At 44.0% G+C, this 1,787-nt stretch carries 1 protein-coding gene; it reads right to left on the bottom strand.

Annotation, left to right across the window (positions count from 1 at the left end; translation table 11 throughout):
• Positions 1-156: 156 nt before the first annotated feature.
• Positions 157-1,688, bottom strand: a protein-coding gene (locus tag A3756_RS25800) for an IS3 family transposase (protein ID WP_156490225.1) whose coding sequence is annotated in 2 segments (ribosomal slippage) — positions 157-1,232 and positions 1,232-1,688 — 1,533 coding nt in all. Because the reading frame shifts where the segments join, the coding sequence is not laid out codon by codon here.
• Between the last annotated feature and the right edge of the window lie 99 nt (positions 1,689-1,787).

Raw genomic sequence — 1,787 nt, 5'->3', positions numbered from 1 at the left:
TCGAAACTGATACTACTGTTGTTAACGAGATAACCTTAGCAAAGAATATGATCAAGAGTCCTGACTTTAACTACTTAGAAATGCCAGACGACGCCCCTTTCATTAGTTCATTTATACCGACTCCGGCGTTTTTCAAGGTAGTTGTCGCCTGAGCATTTAAGCTGCTTGTTTTTCCTTCTCCGGGTTCAACTTAACGTCACCCACTTTCTCCCAGTTCCGCGTAGCTTTTGACCACCTTATTTGGTTCTTTCTTTTCATCTTGCGATAAAGCTCATCCCTCTTCGATAATATTTCTTCATCCAGACCTAAGTGCCTTTGCTCTGGGGTAACAAAGTTAATTCGACTATGCCGGTGCTCTGTGTTGTACCAAGTGACAAACTCTTTCACCCAAGTTCTTGCTTCATCGATTGATTTAAATCCCTCAGATGGCCATCGACGACAGTACTTCAGGGTTCGAAATAGTGATTCTGAAAACGGATTATCATTACTTACACCAGGCCGACTTCGAGAGCTGGCGACACCCAAATCCTGCATTTTTGCTTGCATTGTTAAGCTCTTCATTGGGCTACCATTATCCGAGTGCAACACCAGGGATTTTCTGACGCACTTTTCTGACCAAACACTGCGCTCAAGCAATGCTGCTGCATGTTCTCCTTGCTCGGACTCATGCACTTCCCAGCCAACAATTTTGCGACTGAAGATATCTTCTATCATATACAGGTAATAATACCGCCCTATCACAGTTGCAGGGCAGTACGTAATATCCCAACTCCAGACTTCATTTGGCCCAGTGGCCGTATATCCCTTCGGTTTCTTCGTACCATTTTTGGGCTTGTCTCGCCCCCTGTGAGCCAGTTGATTATGTGCTTTGAGCACACGATAAAAGCTGGACTCAGAAGCAATATATTGCCCTTTATCCGCTAGCCTTGGTACGATTTGGCTGGGTGGAAGGTCCGCATATTCGGGCTCGTTACAGATATTGATAATGCTCTGTCGCTCGGTTTCTGACAACTTATTCTTTGGCTCAGGTCTAATAGCTGACTGTCTTTTGTCCTGTGTAACGCCACCATCTTCAATCCAGCGTTGTAAGGTCCGAAGCGATAAGCCTATTAGCTCACAGGCTTTCACTCTTCTGGCTCCAGCACTAACGGCTTCATCAATCAGCTCCACATAATATTGCCTATCTGGAAGCATGGTTAGCTGTCCTCGTCTTCCCCCCAGTAGGCATTGAGCTTTTTTCTGAGCACCAATAATGCAGCAGTTTCAGCAAGTGCTGCATCTTTGCGTTTTAGCTCCTTCTCTAACTGCTTAATACGCTTCTTATCTGCTTTGCGCTCTGCAGCTTCCTGTTTCTTACGCTGAGCCTCAGTCATATTGTTGTTAATACAAGATTGTTTCCATTGCTTCACCTGATCAGGGTACAGCCCTTTTTCTCGGCAATACTCACTTAGCTCTATCTCCGACATCATGGCGGTTTCCAGAACAATTGAAAACTTTGCTTCTGGAGACCAGTTATCTGGACTACTACTTTTTGTCACACTTGAACCTGGTAATTGAAATTTATCTCGCCAGGAATACAAGGTGGATAGGTTTATGTTTTCCTGGGCTGAAAACGTTCTTAATGATAACCCACTTTCAAGCCACTTCTTAACAATGGCTTCTTTAAACTCTTTTGAATAATGCTTCACTCATATTCTCTTACCGCCTCCTATTCAATTATTAAAAATTAACAGAGGCGACAACTATCCTGACACAGGGGGACCTTCCTGCATAGAAGATCTCTTAAC

The sequence above is a fragment of the Oleiphilus sp. HI0086 genome (genome assembly GCF_001635225.1).
The sequence above is the reverse complement of the archived record's forward strand: the minus strand, read 5'-3'. Positions and strand labels throughout refer to the sequence as shown.